Source organism: Streptomyces sp. NPDC007901 (assembly GCF_042959465.1).
In the GTDB taxonomy this organism is placed as follows: Bacteria; Actinomycetota; Actinomycetes; order Streptomycetales; family Streptomycetaceae; genus Streptomyces.
The window spans coordinates 1-21647 of the sequence record NZ_JBIBKW010000011.1; the positions used below are offsets into that span (position 1 = coordinate 1).

Below are 21647 nucleotides of genomic sequence, written 5' to 3' on the forward strand. Positions count from 1 at the left end.
CTGGCGTTGACTTTTGGCACGCTGTTGAGTTCTCAAGGAACGGTCGCTTCCTTTGTACTCACCCTCTCGGGCTTTCCTCCGGGCTTCCCTTCGGTCTTGCGTTTCCGACTCTATCAGACCGTTTTCCGATCCGATTTCCTCGGCGCTTTCCAGGTTTCCGCTCTCGCGTTTCCCTTTCCGGCGGTTCCGACTTTATCAGAAGTTCTGAGTCGGAATTTCCACCCGGTCCGGGGGGACCGGATCCAGCCCATGAAGCACTGGGGTTCCCGGTCGGGCGGAGCCGTAAACGTACTGGAGCGGGGTCCCTCGATGCAAATCGACGGACCCCGCTCCGGGTGGTCAGACCTCCACGACCACCGGGAGGATCATCGGCCTGCGCCGATACGTGTCCGAGACCCACTTGCCGAGGGTCCTGCGGATGAGTTGCTGCAGCTGGTGGGGTTCCACGACGCCGTCCTGGGCCGAGCGCTCCAGGACTTCCGAGATCTTGGGGACGACGTCGGCGAACGCCGAGTCGTCGATGCCGGAGCCGCGGGCCTGGACATGGGGACCGCCCGTGATCTTGCCGGTGGACGAGTCGACGACCACGAAGACCGAGATGATGCCCTCGTCGCCGAGGATCTTGCGGTCCTTCAGGGCCGGTTCGCCGACGTCCCCGACGGAGAGGCCGTCGACGTACACGTAGCCCGCCTGGACCTTGCCGGAGATCTTCGCCTTGCCGCCGACGAGGTCGACGACGACTCCGTCCTCGGCGATGACGATGCGGTCGTGCGGGACGCCGGTGAGGGCACCGAGTTCGGCGTTGGCGCGCAGGTGCCGCCATTCGCCGTGGACCGGCATCAGGTTCTTCGGCCGGCAGATGTTGTAGAAGTACAGCAGCTCGCCGGCGGAGGCGTGGCCGGAGACGTGCACCTTGGCGTTGCCCTTGTGGACGACGTTGGCGCCCCAGCGGGTCAGGCCGTTGATGACGCGGTAGACCGCGTTCTCGTTTCCGGGGATGAGCGACGAGGCCAGGATGACCGTGTCGCCCTCGACGATGCGGATCTGGTGGTCGCGGTTGGCCATCCGGGACAGCGCCGCCATCGGCTCGCCCTGGGAGCCCGTGCAGACCAGGACCACCTCGTGGTCGGGGAGGTCGTCGAGCGTCTTGACGTCGACCACCAGACCCGGCGGCACCTTGAGGTAGCCGAGGTCCCTGGCGATGCCCATGTTGCGGACCATGGAGCGGCCGACGAAGGCGACCCGGCGGCCGTACTCGTGAGCCGTGTCCAGAATCTGCTGGATGCGGTGGACGTGGCTGGCGAAGCTCGCCACGATGATCCGCTTGCGGGCTCCGGCGAAGACCTGGCGCAGGACGTTCGTGATGTCGCGCTCGGGCGGGACGAAGCCCGGTACCTCGGCGTTGGTCGAGTCGGCCAGGAGGAGGTCGATGCCTTCCTCGCTCAGCCGTGCGAACGCGTGTAGATCTGTCAGACGGTTGTCCAGCGGAAGCTGGTCCATCTTGAAGTCGCCGGTGTGGACGGCCATGCCGGCGGGGGTCCGGATGGCCACGGCGAGGGCGTCCGGGATGGAGTGGTTGACGGCGATGAACTCGCAGTCGAAGGGACCGACGCGCTCGCGCTGGCCCTCCGCCACTTCCAGGGTGTAGGGGCGGATACGGTGCTCCTGGAGCTTGGCCTCGATGAGAGCGAGGGTCAGCTTGGAGCCGATCAGCGGGATGTCCGGCTTCTCGCGGAGCAGGAAGGGGACGCCGCCGATGTGGTCCTCGTGGCCGTGCGTGAGGACGATGCCCTCGACATCGTCGAGGCGGTCCCGGATGGACGAGAAGTCCGGCAGGATCAGGTCGATTCCGGGCTGCTCCTCCTCGGGGAAGAGCACTCCGCAGTCGACGATCAGCAGGCGGCCGCCGTACTCGAAGACGGTCATGTTTCGGCCGATCTCGCCGAGGCCGCCGAGCGGGGTGACCCGCAGGGCGCCTTCGGGGAGCTTCGGCGGCGGGGCGAGTTCAGGATGCGGATGACTCAAAAGACTCTCCTCACCACGCACGCCACGTACCGGTCGGGCACGTGGCGTGCGTGACGTTCGTGCATAAGCAGTTGTCGTTGTGTGGGTGCGGGCACACCGGTGGTCCCGCTTATTCAGTTGTGAAGCCTTGCTGCGCGGACAGCCGCGCGAAGTCTGTGTCAGATCTGTACCCCGCCAGCAGCAAGATCGATCTTGAGCTGGGCGATCTCCTCGGCCGAACATTCGACCATCGGGGCGCGCAGGGGCCCGGCGGGCAGTCCCTGGAGGGCGAGCGCGGCCTTGGTGGTCATGACGCCCTGGGTGCGGAACATGCCGGTGTAGACCGGGAGCAGCTTCTGGTGGATCTCGGCGGCCTTGACGACGTCACCCGAGGTGTAGGCGTCGACGAGCGCCCGCAGGTCGGGGGTGACCAGGTGGCCGACGACCGAGACGAAGCCGACGGCACCCACGGAGAGCAGCGGCAGGTTGAGCATGTCGTCGCCGGAGTACCAGGCCAGGCCGGACCGCGCGATGGCCCAGCTAGCGCGGCCCAGGTCGCCCTTGGCGTCCTTGTTGGCGACGATCCTCGGGTGCTCGGCGAGGCGGACGAGCGTCTCGGTGTTGATCGGGACGCCGCTGCGGCCGGGGATGTCGTAGAGCATGACGGGCAGCCCGGCGGCGTCGGCGACGGCCGTGAAGTGCCGGTACAGGCCCTCCTGCGGGGGCTTGTTGTAGTACGGCGTGACGACCAGCAGGCCGTGGGCGCCGTCGCGCTCGGCCTGGCGGGCCAGCTCGATGCTGTGGTGCGTGTCGTTGGTGCCGACGCCGGCGACGACGTGGGCGCGGTCGCCGACCGCCTCCAGTACCGCTCGTACCAGCTCCGATTTCTCCGCGTCGCTGGTGGTGGGCGACTCACCGGTGGTGCCGTTGATGATCAGGCCGTCGTTGCCTGCGTCCACCAGGTGGGTTGCGAGCCGCTGCGCGCCGTCGAGGTCGAGTGCGCCGTCCGCCGTGAAGGGCGTGACCATGGCGGTGAGGACCCGCCCGAAGGGGGTCTGCGGAGTGGAGGTCGGAGCCATGGGTTACACGCTACTCGGTGCTCACGACGCGGTCTGCCCTTGGGGTGCGGGGAAAGTCCGGACAAATGCGGAGCCCGGCACTGCCTGCTCGGGGGTTCAAGCAGTGCCGGGTCCGTTTGATCAGGCTAGATGAACTTCGCTAAATGCCGCAATACGGACACCTCAGGAGGCTGATCCGTACATCTGTGCCGAGCGCGAGCAGAAGGCCGGGTTACGGCGCGACACGGCCGTTGGCGTTGAAGGCGGCGTGGGTGAGCGGCATGAGCCTGGCCCACTCCGCCTCCATCTTCTCGCCCACCATCTCGATCTCCCGCTGCGGGAAGGACGGCACCTTGGCCAGCTCGTGCTGGGTGCGCAGCCCGAGGAAGTGCATCAGCGAGCGGGCGTTGCAGGTGGCGTACATGGAGGAGAAGAGCCCGACGGGGAGTACCGCGCGGGCGACCTCGCGGGCGACACCGGCGGCGAGCATCTCCTGGTAGGCCTCGTACGCCTGCCGGTAGGAGTCCTCCATCACCCGGCCGACGAGTTCCTGCTGGGTCTGGGTGCCCTCGACGAAGACGTACTTGCCCGGGCGGCCCTCCTGGACGAGCTTGCGGGACTCGCCGGGGACGTAGAAGACGGGCTGGAGCTCGCGGTAGCGGCCGCTCTCCTCGTTGTAGGACCAGCCCACGCGGTGCCGCATGAACTCGCGGAAGACGAAGATCGGGGCGCTGATGAAGAAGGTCATCGAGTTGTGCTCGAAGGGGCTGCCGTGCCGGTCCCGCATCAGGTAGTTGATCAGGCCCTTGGAGCGCTCCGGGTCCTTCTTCAGCTCGTCCAGGGACTGCTCGCCGGCGGTGGAGACGCGGGCGGCCCACAGCACGTCGGAGTCGGCCGCGCTGTGCTTGACCAGGTCGACGGTGACTTCGCTGCGGAAGCTGGGCTTGAGGTCGTCGGCGGGGGTGTCGGTCACGGCTCGGAGGGTCCTTCCATCACTTCTCTCGGGCGGCGCCCACTCTACGGCCCGGCACTGACATCGGGGCGTTCGGTACCGGGGCGCGACATACGGCGGCGAATTTCTGTGAATTCGGCGAAACCGGGCACCTTTGGGGGCACTCGCCCGTCTGTGTAGATGACAGACATTCTTTCGATCCCCGAGAGGAGAAGCACCACCATGCTCCGTCGGCGCGAACCCGTCCCGTTCGCCTTCCTCGCCGAAGCCGACAGGTTCCGCAGCAATGTCGCTCCCCCACCCCGTCAGCGGGCGTCCGCCGGACAGATAGCCGGGCGGTGGCTGCTCGGGCTCACCCTCGTGGCCGGGCTCGTGGGCTCCCTGGTCCTCGCCATGCCGGCGCTGTCCACGCCCTCCGACACGCAGACCCAGCAGTCACAGGCCTCCCAGGGGCACTGACTCTTCCAGCCCCCCGTGAGTGGTGAGCGGGGACATGGCCGGATAGCCTCACCGGGCACAGCCTACGCATGGATTGAGTGAGGACGACCAGCCGTGCCCCTGCCCTTCCTGACGGCCGACCGCACCTTTGACGCGGCACCCGACACCGCGCTGCCCTTCGACGACCGGGAGCGCTGGCGGCGCCCCTACCGGCCCGGACCGTGGCGTGTGGGCGGGGCCGCCCTGTGGCTGCTGCTCGCCTCGTTCGTGCTGTTCGCGGCGGTCGCGCTGGCCCTGACCAGTTCGCTGTCCTCCGCCGGGGCGGTTCTCGGCATCGCGCTGCTGATCATCGCCGCCGCGCTGCGGATACTGCGCATGGGTGTGTGGGTGAGCGCGCACGGAGTGCGCCAGGTGGGCCTGCTGTACACGCGGACCGTGCCCTGGAAGCGGGTCGTCGCGGTGCGTACGGCACAGCAGCCCGTGCGCTGGCTGGGGCTGCCGCGCACGGTCCAGGGGCAGGCGCTGACCCTCGTACGCAAGGACCGGTCGGCGGAGGACATCGCGCCGCTGCTGACCACGCACGGGATGGATTTCGTGGGCCGCTCGTCGGCCTTCGACCTCGCGGCGGACGCGGTGGAGGCGTGGGCCTCGGAGTACGGGCGCGGTTAGCTCCGCTGGAGGGTTGCCGCGATGTGCCGTGTGCGGCGCTGCCGCTCAGGCCTCCAGTGACCTGCCGTCGTGCAGGGCGATGGCGCGCTGCATCGCCTTGCGGGCGCGCGGGGTGTCGCGGGCGTCGTGGTAGGCGACGGCGAGGCGGAACCAGCTGCGCCAGTCGTCGGGGGCGGCCTCGGTCTCGGCCTTGCGCTTGGCGAAGACCTCGTCGGCGGAGTCCCGGTCGATCCGGCCGCCGGGGGTGCGCTTGAGCTCGTCCACGGGCAGGCCGCCCTCGGCGTCGAGCTCGGTGGCGAGGGCGTTGGCCTTGCGGACGAACTGGGTGTTCTTCCAGAGGAACCAGAGGCCGATGACCGGCAGGATCAGCACCGCGACGCCGAAGGTGACGGTGAGGAGCGTGCCGGTCTGGATGAGCATCACGCCACGGCTGCCGACCAGGACGAAGTAGAAGAGCAGGACGGCGGCCGTGATGGCGTAGGAGATCTTCGCGCGCATGTCAGAGGTCTCGTATCAGCCCAGGTCGAGGAAGTTCTCCAGGCCGAAGGTCAGGCCCGGAGTGGTGACCACGCGGCGGGCGCCGAGCAGGATGCCCGGCATGAAGCTGCTGTGGTGGAGGGAGTCGTGGCGGATGGTGAGGGTCTCGCCCTCGCCGCCGAGGAGGACCTCCTGGTGGGCGAGGAGGCCGCGGAGGCGGACCGCGTGGACCGGGATGCCGTCGACGCTGGCTCCCCGGGCGCCGTCCAGGGCGGTCACCGTGGCGTCCGGGGCCGGGGCGGTGCCGGCCGCCCGGCGGGCCTCGGCGATGAGCTGAGCGGTGCGGGTGGCCGTGCCGCTCGGCGCGTCCACCTTGTTCGGGTGGTGGAGCTCGACGACCTCCACCGACTCGAAGTAGGGCGCGGCGATCTGCGCGAACTTCATCGTCAGCACGGCGCCGATGGAGAAGTTCGGGGCGATGAGCACGCCGGTCTCCGGGGACTGGGCGAGCCAGCCCGTCAGCTGCGCGAGGCGTTCGTCGGTCCAGCCCGTCGTGCCGACGACCGCGTGGATGCCGTGGCGCACGCAGAAGTCGAGGTTGCCCATGACCGAGGCGGGGGTGGTGAGTTCGACGGCGACCTGGGCGCCGGACTCGGCCAGCGCCTCCAGCTTGTCGCCCCGGCCGAGGGCGGCGACCAGCTCCATGTCCTCGGCGGCCTCGACGGCCTTGACCGCCTCGGAGCCGATCCGGCCCTGGGCGCCGAGGACCGCCACGCGCAGCTTGCTCATCTTCTTCGTTCCTTACCGGTGGGGTGTCAGGCGACGGCGTCGTGCAGGCGTGCGGCCTGTTTGTCCTTGAGCGGCCCGATGACCGACAGCGAGGGGCGCTGTCCCAGGATCTCGCGGGCGACCGAGCGGACCTCGTCCGGGGTCACCGCCGCTATCCGGGCCAGCATGTCGTCGACGGACATCTGCTCGCCCCAGCACAGCTCGCTCTTGCCGATACGGTTCATCAGCGCGCCGGTGTCCTCCAGGCCGAGGACCGTGGAGCCCTGGAGCTGGCCGATGGCACGGCCGATCTCGTCGTCCGGCAGGCCGTTCTCGGCGACCTGGTCGAGTTCGTCCCGGCAGATCTTGAGCACGTCGTGCACCTGCGAGGGGCGGCAGCCGGCGTAGACGCCGAACAGGCCGCAGTCGGCGAAGCCGGAGGTGTACGAGTACACGCTGTAGGCCAGGCCGCGCTTCTCGCGGACTTCCTGGAAGAGCCGGGAGGACATGCCGCCGCCGAGGGCGGTGTTGAGCACGCCGAGCGCCCAGCGGCGGTCGTCGGTGCGGGCGAGACCGGGCATGCCGAGGACGACGTGCGCCTGCTCGGTCTTGCGGCCGAGGAGTTCGACACGGCCCGCGGTGCGGATCGTACGGCTGCCGTCGCGGGGGGCGATGGGGGCGGCCGCCGCCGTCTTGAAGGCGCCGGCCTTCTCGAAGGCGGCGCGGACCTGGCGTACGACCTTGTTGTGGTCGATGTTGCCGGCCGCGGCGACCACCAGGTGGGTGGGGTCATAGTGCTTCTTGTAGAAGCGGCGGATGCGGTCGGCGGTGAGGGCGTTGACGGTGTCGACGGTGCCGAGAACCGGGCGGCCGAGGGCGTTGTCGCCGAACATGGTGTGCGCGAACAGGTCGTGCACGCAGTCGCCGGGGTCGTCCTCGGTCATGGCGATCTCTTCGAGGATCGCGCCCCGCTCGACGTTGACGTCGTCTTCGAGGATCAGCGAGCCCGTCAGCATGTCGCAGACGACGTCGATGGCGAGCGGCAGGTCGGTGTCGAGCACGCGCGCGTAGTAGCACGTGTACTCCTTCGCCGTGAACGCGTTCATCTCGCCGCCGACCGCGTCGATGGCGGAGGAGATGTCCAGGGCGGAGCGGCGCGTGGTGCCCTTGAAGAGCAGGTGCTCCAGGTAGTGGGTGGCGCCGTTCAGGGCGGGGGTCTCGTCGCGGGAGCCGACGTGGGCCCAGATGCCGAAGGTCGCGGAGCGGACCGAGGGCAGGGTCTCGGTGACGATGCGCAGGCCGCCGGGGAGGGTGGTCTTGCGGACCGTGCCGATGCCGTTCTCGCCCTTGATCAGGGTTTGGGTACGGGCGACGGCCCGCGCCTCCGAGGAGGTGCGGGCCGTCGTCGTAGAGCTGCTCGACGTCACTTGTCGGTGTCGTCCTTCGCGTCCTCGTCGGAGCCTTCCTCGCCCTCGATCACGGGGATGAGGGAGAGCTTGCCGCGGGAGTCGATCTCGGCGATCTCGACCTGGACCTTCTGGCCCACACCGAGGACGTCCTCGACGTTCTCCACGCGCTTGCCGCCGGCCAGCTTGCGGATCTGCGAGATGTGCAGCAGACCGTCCTTGCCGGGCAGCAGGGAGACGAACGCACCGAAGGTGGTCGTCTTCACGACCGTACCCAGGTAGCGCTCGCCGACCTCGGGCATCGTCGGGTTGGCGATGCCGTTGATGGTCGTACGGGCGGCCTCGGCGGACGGGCCGTCGGCGGCACCGATGTAGATGGTGCCGTCGTCCTCGATGGTGATCTCGGCGCCGGTGTCCTCCTGGATCTGGTTGATCATCTTGCCCTTGGGGCCGATGACCTCGCCGATCTTGTCCACGGGGATCTTGACGGTGATGATCCGCGGGGCGTTGGGGGACATCTCGTCCGGGGTGTCGATCGCTTCCATCATCACGTCGAGGATGTGGAGGCGGGCGTCACGGGCCTGCTTCAGGGCCGCGGCCAGGACGGAGGCCGGGATGCCGTCCAGCTTGGTGTCGAGCTGGAGGGCGGTCACGAACTCCTTGGTGCCGGCGACCTTGAAGTCCATGTCACCGAAGGCGTCCTCCGCACCGAGGATGTCGGTGAGGGTGACGTAGTGCGTCTCGCCGTCGATGTCCTGGGAGATCAGGCCCATGGCGATACCGGCGACGGGAGCCTTCAGCGGCACACCGGCGTTCAGCAGCGACATGGTGGAGGCGCAGACCGAGCCCATGGACGTCGAGCCGTTGGAGCTCAGGGCCTCGGAGACCTGGCGGATCGCGTAGGGGAACTCCTCGCGCGTCGGCAGGACCGGCACGAGGGCGCGCTCGGCGAGGGCGCCGTGGCCGATCTCGCGGCGCTTCGGGGAGCCGACGCGGCCGGTCTCGCCGGTGGAGTACGGCGGGAAGTTGTAGTTGTGCATGTAGCGCTTGCGGGTCACCGGGGAGAGGGTGTCCAGCTGCTGCTCCATCCGGAGCATGTTGAGGGTGGTGACGCCCAGGATCTGGGTCTCGCCACGCTCGAACACCGCGGAACCGTGCACCCGCGGGATTGCCTCGACCTCGGCGGCGAGCGTACGGATGTCCGTGACACCGCGGCCGTCGATGCGCTTCTTCTCCTTGATCACGCGCTCGCGGACCAGCTGCTTGGTGAGCGAGCGGTACGCGGCGGAGATCTCCTTCTCGCGGCCCTCGAACTCCGGGAGCAGCTTCTCGGCGGCGAGACCCTTGACGCGGTCCAGCTCGGCCTCGCGCTCCTGCTTGCCCGCGATGGTCAGCGCGGAGGCCAGCTCCGGGCGGACTGCGGCGGACAGCGCCTCCAGGACGTCGTCCTGGTAGTCGAGGAAGATCGGGAACTCGCCGGTCGGCTTGGCGGCCTTCGCGGCGAGGTCGGCCTGCGCCTTGCAGAGGACCTTGATGAAGGGCTTCGCGGCCTCCAGACCGGCGGCGACGACCTCCTCGGTGGGCGCCTCGGCGCCGCCCTTGACCAGCTGGATGGTCTTGTCGGTGGCCTCGGCCTCGACCATCATGATCGCGACGTCGCCGTCCTCCAGGGCGCGACCGGCGACCACCATGTCGAAGACGGCGTCCTCGAGCTCGGAGTGCGTCGGGAAGGCGACCCACTGGCCGTTGATCAGCGCGACGCGGACGCCGCCGATCGGGCCGGAGAAGGGCAGGCCGGCCAGCTGGGTGGACGCGGACGCGGCGTTGATCGCGACGACGTCGTACAGGTGGTCGGGGTTGAGCGCCATGATGGTGGCGACGACCTGGATCTCGTTGCGCAGGCCCTTCTTGAAGGACGGGCGCAGCGGGCGGTCGATCAGACGGCAGGTGAGGATCGCGTCCTCGCTCGGCCGGCCTTCACGGCGGAAGAAGGAACCCGGGATCTTGCCGGCGGCGTACATCCGCTCCTCGACGTCCACCGTGAGGGGGAAGAAGTCGAGCTGGTCCTTGGGGTTCTTGGAGGCGGTGGTGGCCGACAGCACCATGGTGTCGTCGTCCAGGTACGCCACGGCGGAGCCGGCGGCCTGCTTGGCCAGGCGGCCCGTCTCGAAGCGGATGGTGCGGGTGCCGAAGGCGCCGTTGTCGATGACGGCCTCGGCGTAGTGGGTCTCGTTCTCCACTAGCGTTTTCTCCGTTACTTGTCGTCTTTCGTCACTCCCTGCCCGTGTGGCAGGGGGACGGTGGCGGAGAAGCGCGCCGGTCGTGCGGGCCGGTCTTCGATCGAAGCACCCGGGGCTCGCTTCCCCCCGGGGGCCACTACCGAGGACCGGCGGCGGCTTGGGTGCGCTTCTCCTAGTTCGTTGTCGTGCTGTGTCGTCCGTACTGCGTTGTGCTACCACACTACAAAGCGTGAGTGACACTCCGCACGTTTCCGCACGTACCGCAGTGCGTGCGGTAGTACGCCCGGCACTGTTTGCAGCACGTACGGCAAAGGGAGCGGTCCCGGGTGTCTCCGGGAACCGCTCCCTTCACGGCGTCTTACTTGGCGCCCGCCGCACCACGGCGGATGCCCAGGCGGTCGACCAGCGTACGGAAGCGCTGGATGTCCTTCTTCGCCAGGTACTGCAGGAGGCGACGGCGCTGACCGACCAGGATCAGCAGACCACGGCGGGAGTGGTGGTCGTGCTTGTGGGTCTTGAGGTGCTCCGTCAGGTCGGAGATCCGGCGCGAGAGCATGGCGACCTGGACCTCCGGGGAGCCGGTGTCACCCTCCTTGGTACCGAACTCCGAGATGATCTGCTTCTTCGTGGCGGCGTCGAGCGACACGCGTACTCCTCAGGCTGTGAGTGGCCACCGAGCGCCCCCGGTCTTCATCGCGGGGAAGCTTCCACTACTCGGGTGGCGAGGTCCGCTGGGCGCTGCCTCCGGGGTCCGCTGGGGATTCCGGAGGTGCGTACACAAACGGCCGTCGTCCAGGGTACCAGTGCCGGTGGACGGCTCCGACCGGGGATCCACAAGCCCCGACGAGCCGATACGACCGCCAGTAGTGTGACCGTCACAGCCTACGTACGTCGGGAAGGGGTCGCTGCGGGATGAGCGAGACGGCTGAGGAGATGAAGGCGCGCAAGGAGCGGGAACGGGACGAGCTCTACGCGCTCGACATCTCGGGCGTCGAGTGGCACTGCGCGCCCGGTACCGAGCAGGACGAGGAGCGGGTCGAGATCGCCTATCTGCCGGAGGGGGCGGTGGCCATGCGGTCGTCCCTCGACCCGGACACCGTGCTGCGGTACACGGAGGCGGAGTGGACGGCGTTCGTGCTGGGCGCGCGGGACGGGGAGTTCGACCTGGAGCCGAACGAGCGCAACGGGGGCCTCGCCGCCCAGTAGCCGGCGGACGTGGGGCGGCACGCGCGGGTGCCGCCCCGGCCGGACCCGGCCCGCCGGTCAGCTGTTCCCGGCGCCGCCGATGCCGAGCACGGACAGCACGGCGTCCTTGGGGTGCTTGTCGTCGGCGGCGAGTTCCCGCTTGGCGAAGAAGACCCGGCCCCGTTCCACCACGATGTCCGACCGCGTCGGGTCGCCGAGCTCGCCCTGCTCGTCGGACGGGAGGCCGAAGAGCAGGTACGGGGTCTGCCGGCCGGTGCGCGGGTCCCAGCTCAGCACGGCGGAGGGTTCGATGTCGCTGAGGCTGCTGCGCAGGACGAGCAGCCGGTCGCCGCTCATCCGCAGCGGGACGACGGGCTCCAGGGAGCGCCCGTCGAGCTTGCCCTCGGTCTTGCCGGTCGTGCGGTCGAAGGCGACGATCCAGTTCTCCGGCTGGTCGATGTCGGACTGCTCCTTGCTGGTGACGAAGACCTGGTCGCGCCCGACGACCACCCCGTCGCAGTTCTCCAGGTCGCCGAAGAAGCCCGCCGAGAAGTAGCGGTCGCCGCACCGGGGGTCGTAGGCGTCACCGCCCATGGAGATCGTGGCGAGCTTGGTGCCGTCGTCGCCGTCGAGGGTGATGAGGTCGGTCACCAGGATGTCGCCGGCCGCGACCGCGAGGACGGGCGGATCGGCGGAGGGGAGGTAGACGTCCTGGACACCGGCGGCGACCTTGTACGTCCAGCGGGCCCGGCCGGTGCGCGGGTCGAGCCTCTGCACCCGGTACGTGGAGTCGGACCCCTCGCCGCAGCTCTCCAGCGCGAGCAGCGCGCCGCCGCCGGCGAAGCCCTTGTCGACGCACTTGGCGCCGGTCGTGCTGTTCCAGAGCCGCCGGCCGCTCTTCATGTCGTACGCCACCGAACCGTGCCCCCAGCCCACGGCGACGACGCCCTTGGCCAGCGTGAGGTTCGTGTTGGTCACATAGGCCTCGCGGGCGGAGGGCATCCGCGCGCTCCACAGCTTCTTGCCGGTGTTCAGGTCGACGAAGACCACCTCGTCGCAGATGCCCGCGTCCTTGGTGCCCTTGCGGCTGCTCGGCTGCACCACGACCGCGGTACGGCCGTCGACGGTGACATGACCGCTGGTGGCGCAGAGGTGACCGTCGAGCTGGAGGGTCCAGGCCGTGTCGTCGGTGCCGGGTTCGATCCGGATGCCGACGATCCTCGTGCCGATGCCCTTGGCCAGGATCCTGCCGGTGGCCCAGGTGCCGGGCGCGTAACGCGGGCTGGGGGCGCTCTCCTTGGGGAGGTCCTGCTCGTAGTGGTCGACCACCACCTGGCCCTCGGGCGAGGCCGGGGCCTTCTCGGTGGTCTGCCGTATCTCGTCCGCGGCGGGCGCGGCGGTCCGCCCGGCGGCGGACGGGGTGTCGTCGCCCGTGGACAGCAACAGCGCGCCGCCCGCGGCCAACGCGACGGCCACGACGGCCGCCACCGTGCCGAACAGACGCCTGCGCCGCTTCCTGCGCTCGCCGTCGGCGGCCAACGCGGACTGGGTGTAAATGGATGGAGGTGGGCCGAAGCTCACGCCGAACGTTCCCTCTCTTCTCTGCTGCGCGCTACGCGTACGGCAGAACTTCCGGGAAGGCTGCGGCGTTTGCCCGTGCTCACGTCGTACTCCCCCGTCCCCCGTTGCATCCGCGCGCAATGTCCCGTTCTCCGGGGCCAGTTCGTCTGTGCTCACGCGAACACGCGCTCACCCTATCCCCCGCCCTCACCACGGACTCGACGCCCGAACTGGCGTTTCTTGCCCGTTTTGTTCATGGTTTGTTCGGCAAGAGGAAGGCTGTGCACACCACTTCCGGGCACCGTGTGACCAGGTGGACGTCCGGAGAGAGACGGACGGGCCTGCCGAGGTGCGGCTCGTGGTGATTAGGCTGGGAGGGGGCGCGACGTCAGGACCGTGAACACGGCGTCGGTGCTCCCGGGGGGAGAGCCGGTGGATCGGACTACCTCACACGAATACGGATGCTGAGAACGACACGACACGGTCGTCGCGCCGGCACGGCATGAGGGTGCTCGACCACACCAGGAGGAACTGTGAGCAGCGATCGGGACGGGACGCGCGGGGGCTGGGCCACACCCGGCGATGACCAGCCCGACGCGGAGTCCCTCAACGAGATGACGGGCGAGTTCACCATCGACTACGCCCCGCCCGCCTGGTACACGCAGAACGCGGCCGGGGGGCCTGGACCGGGTGCGGTCGACGGTCCCGGCGGGCCGGGGGCGGATGCGGCGGATTCCGGTGGCGGGACCGGCGCGGCCGGCGGTGGGCCGGGGGCTGATGCGGGTGCGGGTGCGGGTGCGGGTGCGCCCGGCTCCGGTACGACGCCTGCCGGTCATCCTCGTTCACCGTTCCCGCCGGGTGCGCCGATCCCCGGGCTGACGCCCCCTCCGCATGCCCAGCAGGGGGGTGGGGCGCCGGGGCCGTTCACTCCGTCGCCTACCTCGACGCCGGGTGCGCCTTTCACGCAGCCGCCCGCTCCCGCGCCGGGGGCGCCCGCTTCGACGCCCGGGGTGCCGTTCACTCCGCCGTCTGCGTCAACGCCCGCAGCGCCGTTCACTCCTGCGCCCACGTCAACACCGGGGGCACCCTTCACCCCGCCGCCTACGACGACGCCCGGAGCGCCGTTCACGCCTCCGGCCGCCGCCGCGCCGAGTGCGCCCTTCACTCCGCCGGCGCCGGCGCCAGTGGCACCACCGACACCGGTCGCTCCGCCGGCGCCGGTCGCCGAGCCCGTCGCGCCCGCCGCGCCCGTCGCCGGCCCTACCGCCGTGCCGACGCTGCCGGTCGGTTTCGAGCCGCAGCGGCCTGCCGCCGAGGAGCAGGCAGCCGAGCCCGCGCCGGAGCCGGAGCCGGACCTGGTGTCAGAGCCGGAGCCGGACAACGGTGACCTGGAGAGCGGGGCGACGATGCGGTTCTCCGCCGTCGCGCTGAAGCGTGAGATGGCCGAGGCCGCCGAGCAGGGTCGTGTCGAGGAGGAGGAAGCCGACGTCGTCGTGCCCCCGGCGGACGCCGAGGTGGAGGAGGCGGCCGAGGCCCTCGAGCCGGTCGCGTCCGTCGACGTGGCCGACGTGGCCGACTCGCTCGACGCCCCCGGCGACGTCATCGACTCCGAGGACGAGCAGGCCGCAGAGGACAGCGACGAGGAGGTCTCCCTCGACGCCGCCGAAACGGACGAGCCCGCCCCGGCCGACGGCTACGACGAGGACGAGGACGAACACCAGGACGCGGTCGTCGACGGCGAGGAGGAGGAAAGCTCCGACGACGAGCCCGACACGGCGACCGACGATGGCGTAGCCCCCGTCGCCGCCGAGGGCAGCGCGGAGCCCGAGGACGCGCCCCCCGCGCCCCAGGACGCCGTACCCGCCGCTCCCGCGCCCCAGGACGCGCCCCCGGCTCCCGAGGACATCGTGGCCACCCCCTGGGCCGCACCGCCGGCGCCGCCCGCGGTGGTGCCGCCGTTGCCGCCGTCGTACCAGCCCGCGGCCCCCGCGCCCGCCGCCCAGTGGCCGGCCCGGCCGACGGCGGCGCCCGAGCCCACGCCGGGGCCGCCGCAGCCCCAGCCGACCGCCGCGCAGGGTCCCGCAGGTGCGCCCGAGCCGCCGCAGCCCTTCCAGCCGCAGGCTCCGCAGCCCGCCCCCGCCGCCTGGCACCAGCCCGCGCCCCCACAGCCCGGCCAGCCGTACGCGCCGCAGCAGCCGCCGGCCCCGCAGCCCCCCGCGCCCGACGCGCAGGGCGGTTACGGCTTCCCGCAGCCGGGCGCCCCCGTCCCGCCGCAGGCACCTGGCGGCTACGGCTACCCCGGCGCCCCCGTGCCCCAGGCCCCCGCGCCCACCGGCTACGGCTTCCCCCAGCCCGCCGCGCAGCCCCCGGTACCCCCGGCCCAGCCCGGCGGCTACGGCTTCCCGCAAGCACCGCAGGCACCGCAGGCACCGCAACCGCCCCAGCAGCCGCAGGCCCCCCAGGACCCGCGCGCCGCCCAGCCCGCTCCGGCCCCCCGGCCCGAGTACGAGGTCCAGGCACCTCAGACGCCGCCCCAGGCACCGCACGCCCCCCAGCCTCCGGTCGACCCCCGTGCCGGTGCGGCCTGGCCGCAGCCCATCCAGCACGACCAGCGGCAGATGACCAACCCCGGTGCCGCGCCGCTCGGTTACACCGCCGCCGTGGAGCTGTCGTCCGACCGGCTGCTCAACAACAAGAAGCAGAAGGCCAAGAGCGGCCGGCCCGCCGCCGCGTCCTCACGGTTCAAGATCGGCGGTAAGAAGGAGGAGGCCGAGCGGCAGCGGAAGCTGGAGCTGATCCGCACGCCGGTGCTGTCCTGCTACCGGATAGCGGTGATCAGCCTCAAGGGCGGGGTCGGCAAGACCACCACGACCACCGCGCTCGGCTCGACCCTCGCCACCGAACGCCAGGACAAGATCCTCGCCATCGACGCCAACCCGGACGCCGGCACCCTCGGCCGCCGGGTGCGCCGGGAGACCGGGGCCACCATCCGTGACCTGGTCCAGGCGATCCCGTACCTCAACTCCTACATGGACATCCGGCGCTTCACCTCGCAGGCCTCGTCCGGCCTGGAGATCATCGCCAACGACGTCGACCCGGCCGTCTCGACCACGTTCAACGACGAGGACTACCGGCGCGCGATCGACGTGCTCGGCAAGCAGTACCCGATCATCCTCACCGACTCCGGTACCGGTCTGCTTTACAGCGCCATGCGCGGGGTGCTCGACCTCGCCGACCAGCTGATCATCATCTCGACGCCGTCGGTGGACGGTGCGAGCAGTGCGAGTACGACCCTGGACTGGCTGTCCGCGCACGGCTACGCCGACCTGGTGTCGCGCTCCCTCACGGTCATCTCCGGGGTGCGCGAGACCGGAAAGATGATCAAGGTCGAGGACATCGTGTCGCACTTCGAGACCCGCTGCCGGGGTGTCGTGGTCGTCCCCTTCGACGAGCATCTGTCCGCCGGTGCCGAGGTGGACCTCGACATGATGCGGCCGAAGGTGCGCGAGGCGTACTTCAACCTCGCCGCGATGGTCGCCGAGGACTTCGTACGGCACCAGCAGATGCACGGCCTGTGGACCAGCGACGGCAACCCGCCGCCGGTGGCCGCCCCGCCGATGCCCGGCCAGCCCTTCGCCGGCCAGCCCGGCCCGCAGCACTACGCGCCGGGTCAGCCGCAGCCGTACGCGCCCGGACAGCCGTATCCGCAGCAGCCGCCCCAGCCGCAGCAGCCGTACCCGCCGCAGCAGGAGCTCTACGGCCAGCCCCAGCCCGCCGCCGCCCAGCCGCCCTATCCGCCGCAGCAGCCCCCGCAGGTACAGCAGCCGTATCCCACGCAGCCCCCGCAGCCGCAGCCGCAGCCGCAGCCGGGATACGGCTACCCGCAGGCCGGTGCCCAGCCGCCCGTCGCTCCCCCGACCCCGCCGCCCGGCGGCTACGGCTTCCCGCAGCCGGGCCAGCCCGGTCAGCCCGGCGGTCAGCCCGTGCCGCCCGCGCCCGAGCAGGCGGGGGCCCCGCAGCCGCCCCAGCAGCCGCAGCCCCCGCAGGGACCGCCCCCGCAGCAGTAGCCGAAACGCCGAAGGGCGGCCGGTGCGTCAGCGCACCGGCCGCCCTTCGGCGTGGGAGACCCGGAGGTCAGGCGTCCTCGGCCGCCACCAGTTCCCGGCAGCGCTTCACGTCCTCGGCCATCTGCTCCAGCAGGGCGTCGAGGGAGTCGAACTTGGCCTGGCCGCGGACGTAGGCCAGGAAGTCGACGGCGACGTGCAGGCCGTACAGGTCGAGGCCGACGCGGTCGATGGCGTACGCCTCCACCGTGCGCTCGGTGCCGTCGAACTGCGGGTTGGTGCCGACGGAGATCGCGGCGGGCATGATCTCGCCCTGGGCGTGCAGATAGCCGGCGTAGACGCCGTCGGCCGGGATGGCGGTGTGCGGGAGGGTCTCCACGTTGGCGGTGGGGAAGCCCAGCTCACGGCCGCGCTGGGCGCCGCGGACCACCACGCCCTCCACCCGGTGCGGGCGGCCCAGGATCTCGCGGGCGCCCGCGAGATCGCCCTCGGCGACCAGGCGCCGGGTCAGGGTGGAGGAGAACGGCTCGCCGCCGCCCGCCTCGCCGCGCACGAACAGGTCGACGACCTCGACCTCGAAGTCGTACACCTTGCCCTGCTCGATCAGGAACTCCACGTTGCCCGCGGCCTTGTGGCCGAAACGGAAGTTGGGGCCCTCGACGACCGCCTTGGCGTGCAACTTGTCGACCAGGACCTTCACCACGAAGTCGGCGGCCGACAGCTTCGAGAACTCGGTGGTGAAGGGCAGGATCAGCACCGCGTCCACGCCCAGGTCCGCCATCAGCTCGGCGCGGGTGTGGTGCGGGGCGAGCAGCGGCGGGTGGCTGCCGGGGCGGACGACCTCGCTGGGGTGGGGGTCGAAGGTGACGACGACGGCCGGGATGCCCAGCTCCCGGGCGCGGTCCACGGCATGCCGGATGATCAGCTGGTGACCGCGGTGCACCCCGTCATAGGAACCGATGGTGACGACGCTGCGCCCCCAGTCCTCGGGGATGTCCTCCAAGCCACGCCAGCGCTGCACTGTGTCCGCTCCTCGAACCTGTGTCCGTTGTCCCTCTTACGCAGGTCTAAGGGTGCCATGTTTGGCGCACTCGGCTCACACCGGCACGGTCGCTGTGACCGGGCGCACGTGTCCGCGGTCACGCGGGGACCCGGACGCCCGCCAGATTGCCCAGCATCCGCCGGGTGCTCGGGCCGACCACCGCGGCCCATTCGTCCGGGGTGTCGGTGAGCCAGCGGGCCATCAGCGCGGCGAATCCGGGCACGTGCCGGCCGAGGTCGACCAGTCCGCGGTCGAACCGGGTCGCGCCGTCCGGGGTGCGGACCAGCAGCAGCCCGGTGCGCCGGACCAGCTCCCGCATCTGGTCGCCGTCCTCCCCGCGCTGGGCGGCGGCCGCGTGCAGCAGCGCGTCCAGGACGCCCGGGTCGCGCTCACGCGCGAGCAGGAACTCCAGCAGTTCCCGGCGCAGCGGGCGCGAGGCGGCGGGGCCGGCCGCGCCGAGCACGGTCGCGAGGGCGGCCCGCACCGGCTCGGGGCCGTCGTCGAGCAGCCCGGTGACCAGCGGCAGGAGTACGGCACGGGCCTCGGCGCCGCGGTCGAGGCGGCGTTCGACGAACCCGGCCACCTGCCCGGCGAGCTCCGGCCGCAGTTCGGCGGCCTCCAGGACGATCTCGGTGATCCGCTGGGCGTGCGCGGGCACGGTGACCTCGGCGAGGGTGCGCAGCACCGGTCCGGCGTCCGGTCCGCGCAGCCGGACGCGGAAGGCCTCCAGGACCTCGTCGGGGTGGGTGGCCAGGGCGGGGACCAGGGCGGCGGGCGTGAGCTGGAGGTCGCCGGCGGTGAAGTGCCGTAGCGCCTGCGCGAGATGGCGGGCGCGGGTGCGCGGGTCGCGGACCAGGAGGGCGAGGGCGCCGCCGTGCAGGGTGCAGTCGGCGGGGCGGGAGAGCAGGGCGAGCGCGGCGTAGCGGAGGAGTTCGCGGTCGGGCGCGCTGCGGACGTGCGGGGCGGCGCGCAGCCCGTAGGCCACGGCGGCCACCCGGCGGGCCGGGCGCTCGTCGTGCGCCCAGCGGTCGACGGCCCGGCAGAGCGCCGACGGCTCGTCCTCGGCGAGGACGCCGAGCAGTTCGTCGCCGCGCCGGTGTGCCGCGTCCACCAGCACCTCGGTCAGGTCGTCCAGCGCCCGGCGCCGATGGGTGTGCAGCAGCGCCTGGGCCGCGGTCGCGACGGTGGCGTGCGGCATCGCGGGCAGCGGCCGCTCGTCGTCGAACCACCGGGTGAGATACGGCTGTACGACGGCGGGGTCGGCGGCGAGCAGCCGGGCGACGGCGTCCAGGTAGCGCGGCTCCTCCCGGCCCTGGGCCTCCTCGGCCACCGGCCGGGCGCCGAAGCGCCCGACGCCCGCGGTCTCCGGCAGCGGCTCGTCCGCGAGCACCAGCCGCCGCAGCAGATCGAAGCGTTCGGCGTCCGGGAGGGCGAGCGCGGTCCAGAAGTCCGGTCCGAACTCGGCGGGCGCGGTGCGTTGCCGACCCACGACCCGGTCGGCGAGCATGCGCAGCACCCCGGTGTACGGCGTGACGTCGGGCAGCCGCAGCAGGGTCTGGGCGAGCAGCCGCGCGGCCCACCAGGAGCCGGGGTCCAGGTCCAGGGCGTGTGCCAACTCGTCCAGGCGTGGAGCGAGTTGGGACGGGCCGTACTCGCGGTCGAGGAGCAGCAGGGCCTGCACGACCGGGCCGACCCGGTGGTGCGGGACGGGCAGGGGGTGGGCGCCCTGAGGGGTGCGCGGGCGGTGGACGAGGGCGTGCAGGGCCTCGTCCAGGTCCAGGTGCATGCCCTGGATCCAGTCGGCGAGCTCCTCGTGGGCGAAGCGGTAGCCGCCGCCGGCGGGCATCAGCAGGCCCTCGGTGAGCACGGCGGAGGCCCAGCCGGAGCCGGCGCCGAGGTGGGCCGGGACGGGTCCCCAGGGGAACACCGCCTCGAACGACTCCCGGTCCAGCTCCCCCTGCCCCGGGCCGAGGCTGCGCCGGGCGGCCTCGTGCACCTGGCCGGAGACCCGGGCGGCGAGCCGTCGTACGGCCGTACCACGGAGGCCGTTCTCGGCGGCCAGCCGGACCGCGATGCGCAGGCACATCAGGTCGAGGTGGGCGGCGAAGACGTCGTGCCGGTCGAGCGGGCCGTCGGCCGGGGCGTCGGCGCCCGGGAGGGCGGCGCGGACCTCGGAGAGCAGGCGCAGGGCGAGCGGGTGCCGGGCGTCGCGGTCGGTGAGGAGGCCGTCGGGGATGCCGTAGCGGGAGCGGGCGCGGCGGGCCTCGTCGGGGGTGAGGTCGGTCAGCCGGACGCATGAGGGTTCATCGGTGCCCTGGTACAGCAGGTCGGGCGGGAACTCGGTGCCGGCGCGCTCCCAGTACTCCTCGCGGCAGGCCAGGAGGAGGCGGGCGCCGGTGTCGCGCAGCCAGTCCGCGGTGCCCGCGGTCCAGGCCGGCAGCCGGTGGGCGAGGACGGGGGGCATCTCCTCGGGGCCGTCCAGCAGGAGCAGGAGCGGGCGGCCGGCGCGGGCGGCGAGGCGGGCCAGCCGTTCGACGGTGAGGTCTCCGAGGTCGCCGGGGAGCTGGGAGCGGGAGGCGGCGACGATGCGCACGGCGCGCTCCAGGGAGCGGCGGGCCGCGTCGGCCACGGAGTCGTCGGCGTCCTTGAGGTCGGCGCCGCGGAGCCAGAGGGTGGGGGTCGCTTCGCGGTTGCGGCGGGCGGCGAGTGCGGCGAGTTCTGTGGTACGGCCGGTGCCCGGGGAGCCGACCAGGGCAAGGACGGTCCCGGTGGCGCGTGCGGTGCGGGTGCCTTCGGCGAAGGCCGACAGTTCCTCTGAGATGGCCGCTCGTTCGACTGGTTGCACGGGTTGCACGGGGTCGTTGTGTTCCGCGGAGAGTGCCACGGAAGGTGCGATGGGGGCTCCGGGTGCGTTGTGGCTGGTCGCGCCCACGCGGCGGAGCCGCATATCGATACGCCCCGCGCCCCTTTGGGGCGCTCCGGTGCGGGGCACTGCACGGCCGACGTAACCCGCCAGGGTGCCCGGGGGGCCGTCCTGGCCCACTGATGTGGCGGTCAGTTCCAGGACGCCGGCCAGGTTCAGGTCGGGGCCGTAGGCCGGGACTGTCGCGGCGTTGCGGGTGAGGAGGTCGGTCAGGGGGGTGCTGTCGGGGTGGTGGAGGGGGACCGCGAAGCCGACGTCGCGCTGGCCGGACTGGAGGGCTGTGCCGAGGACGGCGAGGACGGCTCCGGTCTCGGCGTCCAGGACCGGGCCGCCGGCCGCTCCGCCGCCCAGGCGCAGGGCGTCGCGGCCCGCCGTGCCGATCGCCAGTTCCAGGGCGTCCTCGAGGAGGTGGAAGCGGTCGGTGGCGGTGTAGGTCACCTGGGTCGCGGCCAGCACCCGGGCCTCGCGCCAGCGGTCGGCGGCGATGCGGACGTAGGTGCCGGCGGGGATGCGCTCCCGCACGGTGATCGGGAGCGGGTCCACGCCGAGGCCTTCGGTGCGGATCAGGGCGAGGTCGTGGGCGGGCAGCGGGGTGACCGCGTCCGAGGCGACCACGCAGGTGCGGCCGCCGGCCGCGTGCAGCACGATCCGGGCGAGGCCGTCGACGGCCTCGTGGCTGGTGATCAGCGTCCCGTGGTGGTCGGCCAGGAAGCCGGTGCCGCGCGGGCGCCCGGCGAGGTCGCGGACCCGGACCAGTCGCTCGTCCGGCCCCGTGCCCGTGTCCTGCCGCGCCTCCCGCGGAGCGTCCGCCGTCCGGCGACCGCTCCCGGTCCGCGGGCCGCGTACCGCCATGATCGAACC

At 71.8% G+C, this 21647-nt stretch carries 15 protein-coding genes; 4 read left to right on the forward strand and 11 right to left on the reverse strand.

Annotated elements, in window-relative coordinates; translation table 11 throughout:
* Nucleotides 1-339: 339 nt before the first annotated feature.
* The 3 genes from ACFZDK_RS31545 to thyX all read right to left on the reverse strand — a co-directional run bounded on the left by ACFZDK_RS31545 (nt 340) and on the right by thyX (nt 4035).
* Nucleotides 340-2025, reverse strand: coding sequence for an RNase J family beta-CASP ribonuclease (locus ACFZDK_RS31545; RefSeq protein ID WP_390977326.1), 1686 nt, complete (start codon nt 2023-2025; stop codon nt 340-342).
* A gap of 158 nt (nt 2026-2183) precedes the next feature.
* Nucleotides 2184-3083: a 4-hydroxy-tetrahydrodipicolinate synthase gene (gene dapA, locus ACFZDK_RS31550; RefSeq protein WP_390977327.1), complete on the reverse strand. Its 900-nt coding sequence runs from the start codon at nt 3081-3083 to the stop codon at nt 2184-2186.
* Nucleotides 3084-3294: 211 nt separating this feature from the next.
* On the reverse strand, nt 3295-4035 hold the full coding sequence (thyX, locus tag ACFZDK_RS31555) for an FAD-dependent thymidylate synthase (protein WP_390977328.1): 741 nt from the start codon (nt 4033-4035) through the stop codon (nt 3295-3297).
* 201 nt (nt 4036-4236) lie between these two features.
* Here thyX and ACFZDK_RS31560 point away from each other — a divergent pair, with 201 nt between their 5' ends.
* Both ACFZDK_RS31560 and ACFZDK_RS31565 read left to right on the forward strand, forming a co-directional pair.
* On the forward strand, nt 4237-4473 hold the full coding sequence (locus ACFZDK_RS31560; RefSeq protein WP_390977329.1) for a hypothetical protein: 237 nt from the start codon (nt 4237-4239) through the stop codon (nt 4471-4473).
* Nucleotides 4474-4566: 93 nt separating this feature from the next.
* Nucleotides 4567-5121, forward strand: coding sequence for a hypothetical protein (locus ACFZDK_RS31565; protein WP_390977330.1), 555 nt, complete (start codon nt 4567-4569; stop codon nt 5119-5121).
* A gap of 45 nt (nt 5122-5166) precedes the next feature.
* Here the strand turns inward: ACFZDK_RS31565 and ACFZDK_RS31570 are convergent, their stop codons facing one another.
* The 5 genes from ACFZDK_RS31570 to rpsO all read right to left on the reverse strand — a co-directional run bounded on the left by ACFZDK_RS31570 (nt 5167) and on the right by rpsO (nt 10658).
* Nucleotides 5167-5619, reverse strand: coding sequence for a hypothetical protein (locus ACFZDK_RS31570; protein ID WP_390977331.1), 453 nt, complete (start codon nt 5617-5619; stop codon nt 5167-5169).
* 15 nt (nt 5620-5634) lie between these two features.
* A complete protein-coding gene (dapB, locus tag ACFZDK_RS31575; protein WP_390977332.1) occupies nt 5635-6387 on the reverse strand; it encodes a 4-hydroxy-tetrahydrodipicolinate reductase in 753 nt (250 codons plus the stop codon).
* A 26-nt stretch (nt 6388-6413) separates the two neighbouring features.
* Nucleotides 6414-7793 (reverse strand): insulinase family protein, encoded by a 1380-nt coding sequence (locus ACFZDK_RS31580; RefSeq protein ID WP_390977333.1) that lies wholly within the window; start codon nt 7791-7793, stop codon nt 6414-6416.
* The gene (locus ACFZDK_RS31585; protein ID WP_390977334.1) at nt 7790-10012 is read right to left on the reverse strand and encodes a polyribonucleotide nucleotidyltransferase; all 2223 of its coding nucleotides are present in this window, start codon (nt 10010-10012) and stop codon (nt 7790-7792) included. The genes ACFZDK_RS31580 and ACFZDK_RS31585 overlap by 4 nt, the downstream gene beginning before the upstream one ends.
* Nucleotides 10013-10370: 358 nt before the next feature.
* Nucleotides 10371-10658 (reverse strand): 30S ribosomal protein S15, encoded by a 288-nt coding sequence (gene rpsO / locus ACFZDK_RS31590; RefSeq protein WP_033529274.1) that lies wholly within the window; start codon nt 10656-10658, stop codon nt 10371-10373.
* Between the two features lie 266 nt (nt 10659-10924).
* On the opposite strand from rpsO, the gene ACFZDK_RS31595 reads away from it, so the two are divergent.
* A complete protein-coding gene (locus ACFZDK_RS31595) occupies nt 10925-11218 on the forward strand; it encodes a DUF397 domain-containing protein (protein ID WP_359216168.1) in 294 nt (97 codons plus the stop codon).
* A 57-nt stretch (nt 11219-11275) separates the two neighbouring features.
* On the opposite strand, the gene ACFZDK_RS31600 is transcribed toward ACFZDK_RS31595, so the two are convergent.
* Nucleotides 11276-12736, reverse strand: a complete 1461-nt coding sequence (locus tag ACFZDK_RS31600; protein WP_390977335.1) for a PQQ-binding-like beta-propeller repeat protein — start codon at nt 12734-12736, stop codon at nt 11276-11278.
* Nucleotides 12737-13290: 554 nt separating this feature from the next.
* On the opposite strand from ACFZDK_RS31600, the gene ACFZDK_RS31605 reads away from it, so the two are divergent.
* Nucleotides 13291-16824, forward strand: a complete 3534-nt coding sequence (locus ACFZDK_RS31605) for an SCO5717 family growth-regulating ATPase (protein ID WP_390977336.1) — start codon at nt 13291-13293, stop codon at nt 16822-16824.
* Between the two features lie 67 nt (nt 16825-16891).
* Here the strand turns inward: ACFZDK_RS31605 and ACFZDK_RS31610 are convergent, their stop codons facing one another.
* Together ACFZDK_RS31610 and ACFZDK_RS31615 are read right to left on the reverse strand one after the other, a co-directional pair.
* On the reverse strand, nt 16892-17842 hold the full coding sequence (locus ACFZDK_RS31610) for a bifunctional riboflavin kinase/FAD synthetase (protein WP_390977337.1): 951 nt from the start codon (nt 17840-17842) through the stop codon (nt 16892-16894).
* Nucleotides 17843-17960: 118 nt separating this feature from the next.
* Nucleotides 17961-21638 (reverse strand): trypsin-like peptidase domain-containing protein, encoded by a 3678-nt coding sequence (locus ACFZDK_RS31615; RefSeq protein WP_390977338.1) that lies wholly within the window; start codon nt 21636-21638, stop codon nt 17961-17963.
* Between the last annotated feature and the right edge of the window lie 9 nt (nt 21639-21647).

Coding starts and splice junctions, on each gene's coding strand:
- dapA (WP_390977327.1), bottom strand. CDS start 3,083: ATGGCTCCGACCTCCACTCCGCAGACCCCCTTCGGGCGGGTCCTCACC.
- ACFZDK_RS31560 (WP_390977329.1), top strand. CDS start 4,237: ATGCTCCGTCGGCGCGAACCCGTCCCGTTCGCCTTCCTCGCCGAAGCC.
- ACFZDK_RS31570 (WP_390977331.1), bottom strand. CDS start 5,619: ATGCGCGCGAAGATCTCCTACGCCATCACGGCCGCCGTCCTGCTCTTC.
- dapB (WP_390977332.1), bottom strand. CDS start 6,387: ATGAGCAAGCTGCGCGTGGCGGTCCTCGGCGCCCAGGGCCGGATCGGC.
- ACFZDK_RS31595 (WP_359216168.1), top strand. CDS start 10,925: ATGAGCGAGACGGCTGAGGAGATGAAGGCGCGCAAGGAGCGGGAACGG.
- ACFZDK_RS31615 (WP_390977338.1), bottom strand. CDS start 21,638: ATGGCGGTACGCGGCCCGCGGACCGGGAGCGGTCGCCGGACGGCGGAC.